The sequence below is a fragment of the Bradyrhizobium sp. WSM4874 genome (assembly GCF_055811835.1).
In genome coordinates, this window is sequence record NZ_JBVVPR010000110.1 from 1 (window position 1) to 5,257 (window position 5,257).

The 5,257-nt window shown below is 55.7% G+C and carries 4 protein-coding genes and 1 pseudogene; 4 read left to right on the forward strand and 1 reads right to left on the reverse strand.

Annotated elements, in window-relative coordinates:
• Positions 1-121: 121 nt before the first annotated feature.
• A pseudogene (locus AC0L3P_RS39230) lies at positions 122-428 on the reverse strand (transposase domain-containing protein); the annotation flags it as partial.
• 397 nt (positions 429-825) lie between these two features.
• Here AC0L3P_RS39230 and AC0L3P_RS39235 point away from each other — a divergent pair.
• The 4 genes from AC0L3P_RS39235 to AC0L3P_RS39250 form a co-directional block, all read left to right on the forward strand.
• Positions 826-2,301: a coproporphyrinogen-III oxidase family protein gene (locus AC0L3P_RS39235; RefSeq protein WP_473309356.1), complete on the forward strand. Its 1,476-nt coding sequence runs from the start codon at positions 826-828 to the stop codon at positions 2,299-2,301.
• Positions 2,298-3,515, forward strand: coding sequence for a hypothetical protein (locus tag AC0L3P_RS39240; RefSeq protein ID WP_473309358.1), 1,218 nt, complete (start codon positions 2,298-2,300; stop codon positions 3,513-3,515). Before AC0L3P_RS39235 ends, AC0L3P_RS39240 begins: the two co-directional genes overlap by 4 nt.
• 80 nt (positions 3,516-3,595) lie before the next feature.
• Entirely contained in the window at positions 3,596-4,114 is a 519-nt protein-coding gene (locus AC0L3P_RS39245) for a GNAT family N-acetyltransferase (RefSeq protein WP_473309359.1), read from the forward strand.
• A 391-nt stretch (positions 4,115-4,505) separates the two neighbouring features.
• Positions 4,506-5,257 (forward strand): IS110 family RNA-guided transposase (locus AC0L3P_RS39250; RefSeq protein ID WP_473309360.1); only part of this gene is annotated, 752 nt, incomplete at its 3' end.

Here is a 5,257-nt window from a genome sequence, read left to right on the forward strand (position 1 = left end):
GCTGATGCTGGAATTTTCCGGGGTTTAGCTCATGCCGGCGGGGGCGCCGATGAGCCATTCAACAGCGATATCGGCGCGGGTGGCAGGTCATCGCGAACTCGGACGGGGTTCTCCAGGCGTCATCGTCGAGGTCAATCAGCATCTCGACCCGCGGCAGATGCCCGGGCAGGGCTCCTCTGTTCCTGCGGCGCCGTCCTCGATCGCTCGGCAGCATTGGCTGCATCGGTCGTGGCATCACTGCTCGCCTCGACCTGCTCGACCTCTTCCAGGCCGAGCAGCAACTGGTCCTCCGGCAGCGTCTCGGCCCGGCGGCCGAAGCGATGACGCTGCAACTCCTTGATGATCTGCTCGAGCCGCGCGGCACGCGCCCGTTGCCTCGTTCGTTGGTCTCGCGGAGCGAGAAACCCCTTCGTGCGCCTACTGCTCAGCGGAAGTGTCGCTAGGAGCGAAACGTTGCTTAACATTGCGGCCGACACGATTCGGGCGCGGGCGAATAAATTGTCGATGTTCGTCGTAGATTGCGCCAAAATGCTCCGCCTCCGATCAACACGACAACTATTGCTTGGCGTGCGCACTATGATGTAGGAGCGCCCGCGTGCAACGAGTCTCGCGCCGCGTGGCTCGCTCACCCGCATAGGAGGTAAGACCAAACGATCTGTAAGAGTGGCGGACAGCGTATTGTCGATCGTCGGGCGGCGCCACGGAGTGGAAAGCGAGTTCGCGCGCCTCCCAATCCTGATAGGGGAGCTTCGCTCGTGTTTTCGTTATTCTAACGGAGGTGCCATCGCCCCTTGCTTCACACGAAAGCTAGAGGAGTTTAACAAAATGCGCGCGCCGACCTATTCCGAAGCCTTGGAATTCGCGATCGACCGATCGTACGACATTAACCTCGACATGTTGAGGTCACGGAATTTGCACCTTGACACGTACAACGATTATCTCGTCGGCACATATCCGCCTCTCAAGGCACTGGGCGATCTGAATGCCGAAAACTTGTTGCTTCAGGTTACGCCGTCAATTGATCTCTACTTTCACGTCCCCTTCTGTGATCAGCATTGCACCTTTTGCCACTTCGCCAAAGAAATCCATCCATCTTCCGAGCGAGTGGAGCGCTATCTGGCGGCCTTGGATCAAGAGATGAGTTGGTCGGACGCGGCACTGGCTGACAGAGCTATTGAGACTGCTTTCTTTGGAGGCGGTACCCCCTCGTTCCTGACCAACAGTCAACTCAAAACGCTATTTGGTATGATCGGCCGGCGCTTTGATCTGTCTAAGTCGGAGGTGAGTTTCGAATTACATCCCTCTCTTGCTAAGCAAGTGGATGCTGCAGATCGCATATCGACACTGCTCAGATCCGGCGTAAACCGCTTTGTATTGGGCGTTCAGAGTCTAGATCCGAGCATTTTACGTATACTAAACCGCGGGCACCGCGTGGACGAGGTAGTACAACTCGTAAAATTGCTGAATGAGATGGGCGTCGAAAATCTCTCGCTCGACCTCATGTATGGATTGCCGCAGCAAACGCTTCGTAGCTGGTACGACTCACTCATCGGCTTAATAGATTTGGGGATAGAGAAGTTCAATGTATTCCCCCTGATGTTCAAATCTACAGACCCCGTGGCCCGCCATTTGGCTCAGGGACGATATCAATTCGCCGGGGCTAAGGAGCGCATTATCATGCATTTTATGGCCGAGCACATCCTCACGACACTCGGCTATCGTCATGGGCCGATTTTCTACTGGAGTAAGCAGTCGCAGCCACACTCGGTTCAACAGCGCCGCAAATACGATTCCTGGAACGACAATAATCTGGTTCCGTTTGGGGTTGCCGGATTTGGCTACATGAGCCAGTGCCAGTTCTATAACGAGGCAGATTTAGATCGTTACCTATACAGGGTCGAGGCTGGCGAGAAGCCAGTGTGGAAGGGTGTTGTCCTGTCGCAAGATGATCTCATGCGCAGAACAGTAATGTTTGCCCTGCGAAGCAGTGGAGTGTCGCTCTCCCGCTTCGAGCGGGAGTTTGGGGTGTCGATTGAGAAATGCTTTGGCCGCGAGCTAGAACACTTGAATGAGGCAGGTCTCATCTGCATTTCAAATGATGGCCTGCTTTCGTTAACCGCCGCCGGCACGATCAATTCGGGCGCGGTATCGCTGCTATTCTTCTCGAACAATATACTTGAGCAGGTCGCGTATAACGACAGTAGGATAGCAGACAAACGAACTGATCTGCTCGAAAAGTATGATTACTCACCGGCCGCTCGATACGGATCAAGTACCGAAATGCAAGTTGCATTTCGATGAAGCCGCGGGCGGGCTCGTTTATGGTCACTCCTTTTTCCGTTTCCACTCCGCAAAGCGCGCCTTGCGAAGGGCACGACATATTTTTGCATCTGGCCGATAGTATCGATCGGCGGCAGCGAGAACGCCCGCTTGGGCTGGTCAGCAATTTTGTCACCGATGAACTGCCACACTGCATTGCGGAAATCAAATGCAGTGAACGACCAGATGAAGCGGTCAAGTCGCTTGGACGCAGCGTCAACGCGATGATCGCCGCGAGTGACTATGATGCGTTGCTGCTAAGTCTTCCGCAGTCCGACTTCGAGATCGCTAAGACAGATATCCACTATCTCGTAAATTGTGCTTATCAAATGTCTGCGTTTGCGGGCCTTCACCCCCTGGACGCCGAGCTGACGGTGGGAGAGGCACTGAGCCGCCTTGCGCGGTCAAGCTGTGACCGGCAACCCGGCATTGAGGTCCTCTCCTATGAAGATATGATCCTTACGAATCCGTTGCAGAGCGATCCACGCGTATACTGCCTCGGCGCGGCCGGGGTCGAGGAACGAGATTTTTGCTTGGGGCATCAGATCATCGAGAGCGAATTGCAGTCAGCAATGGACGCTCTCCTCGAGTTGCGTGATGCGGCCGAGGTGGATGCGGGGCAATGTCTTGCGCTATGCTTGGCGCGCCTTGAGTCAGCAAACTATATTCTGACGCGCTTTTATGAACATATGTCACCAGACCTATTTGGCCAATTTCGTGCGTTTTACGGAAAGAATCCTTACAAGAATACGCTTGGTCCAAGCGGCCGCTTCTCGGCCCGTATCGTGGCAGTGTCGGTGCTACTAGTCGGTGAAGAACTCTTCCACCAGAAACCGCAATTCTATAGGGATCTATATCGGCTTTCCGAATATTATCCGCAGAGGTGCATTCACGAGGTATTCCGCTGGCTCTCGTCAGGCAACGGGAGTGCACCGATCGAGCCGGGTTGGCTAGAAGGGAAAGCGGAGTTTCCCAGGCTTGCGACGATTTCGTCCGTCGTGGAGCATCAAGGTGGCGAAATCGGAACGCTGCGCGCGTCCTGTGTTTGTGCACTGAATCGATTTACCCGGATGCACCGTAGCACGGCCTTAAAATATACCGTTGAGCCGGGTCGCCCACTTGTCGGAGTTGATGTATCGGAAAGTGTTGAGGCTGTCCTTTCTCAGCGGGTGTTGGCAGAGCCGTCGATAAGCTGACGGTGGTCTCTGGCTGGCTAAAAACAAACAAGGGTGCCAGAGGCGCAGGACGTCCGGCATCGGTCGAGAGGTGATAGTAGGTGTCTCAAGACGAACTGATCCTTCGTCGGTTCGAGCCCGGGGATAGCGATGGTGTATGGCATCTCCACAGAAGCGCATCTCAGGATGTTGGTGTGTGTGGCCCGGAAGGGGCCTGGGAGGATGATTTACGGAATATCGGGGAAGTATACATCGGGTCGGGCGGAGACTTCGTAGTTGCGCATATTGGTCCCCGACTCGCCGCCATGGGTGGGTTGAAACCTGTTGATGATGATGTCGCAGAACTCAAACGTATGCGGGTCGATCCCGTCTTTCAGCGACGAGGGATTGGAGGCAGGGTTCTTCGTGAATTGGAGTCGCGAGCTGTTGTTCTCGGTTTCAAGTGGATAGTGCTCGACACAACAACGATCCAAGTGGGAGCTCAAAGGCTTTATGAGACCGCTGGCTATGTTCGCCGCAGGGAAGGGATGTTGCACGGATATGCAGTGATCTTCTACGAAAAGCGGCTCACTGGCGAGGACGACCTACATGAGGGTTGTGAGCCCGGCATAATCCAGTGAAGTTCTATGGGCGCGCAACGAGGGAGTTCGGGAAGAAACAGCATTCGATCGTGCAGCGCCTGCTGAGCGCGCTTAGACGGAAGACGGCCCAGCAATTGTGGCGGAGGAGCCGCTTGCGGAGGCCACGACCGCTGCCCCACTGCCCGGGTTGTGGACGGCTCGGCAATGTAGGGCCCGACCCGCCGCCAGCTCCTCTCGTCGAGCAGCCCGGAAGGCCAACTGGCGCGGCCGATCAGTGGGAGTCGCATCGACGCCGTCAGGGCAACATTCGCTCATGCGGCAATACGAAGGATCAAATTTGTAAACAATGACGTAATTACGGTCGCCGCTCGTGGCAGACAACCTCCGTTATCGTTGAGCCCTCGCAATCAAATGATTCGAAGGAGCTCCCATGAAGCAGTATGTCGGGTTGGACGTCTCACAGAGAGAAACCGCTGTGTGCGTTGTCAACGAGACCGGTCAAGTAATATTCGAAGGGAAAGCCAAGTCTAATCCTGGTGCCTTGACTGACCTGCTTAACAAACATGCGCCTCATGCCGAGCGTATCGGCTTCGAGACCGGTGCGATGGCCAGTTGGCTATGGCATGAACTCCGCAGGGTTGAACTTCCGGTGGTCTGCATCGACGCTCGGCATGCGCACGCAGCTTTGTCGGTCCGAATGAACAAGAGCGATCAGAATGATGCGCGAGGGCTTGCCGAACTGGTGCGGGTTGGATGGTATCGAGAGGTAAAAGTCAAAAGTGAGGAAAGCCAGAAGATCCGAGCGATCCTTGTCGCCAGATCTCGGCTAGTGTCCATGCGCCGAGACATCGAGAACCAAGTTCGCAGCTTGATCAAGGAATGTGGATTGCTGTTCCCTCGCGCGATCGGCCAACAATTCCACAACCGGGTCAGCGAACTCTTGGGCGTCGATCATTTGCTTCTCAGCGTGATATCGCCGCTGCTCTCGATCCATGAGAACGTTTGTCAACAACAAGGTAAGTTCGACAACGAGGTCCGCCGGTTGGCAAAGCTGGACGACACGACGCGTCGCCTGATGACGGTCCCGGGGGTCGGTGTCGTGACGGCCCTAACGTTCCGCCACACGATCGATGACCCCTCGCGCTTCCGATCGGCTTCGACGGTCGGCGCCTACCTAGGCCT

Excerpts from the sequence above, each read along its gene's own strand:
- AC0L3P_RS39240 (WP_473309358.1), top strand. The coding sequence starts at position 2,298 with ATGAAGCCGCGGGCGGGCTCGTTTATGGTCACTCCTTTTTCCGTTTCC.
- AC0L3P_RS39235 (WP_473309356.1), top strand. The coding sequence starts at position 826 with ATGCGCGCGCCGACCTATTCCGAAGCCTTGGAATTCGCGATCGACCGA.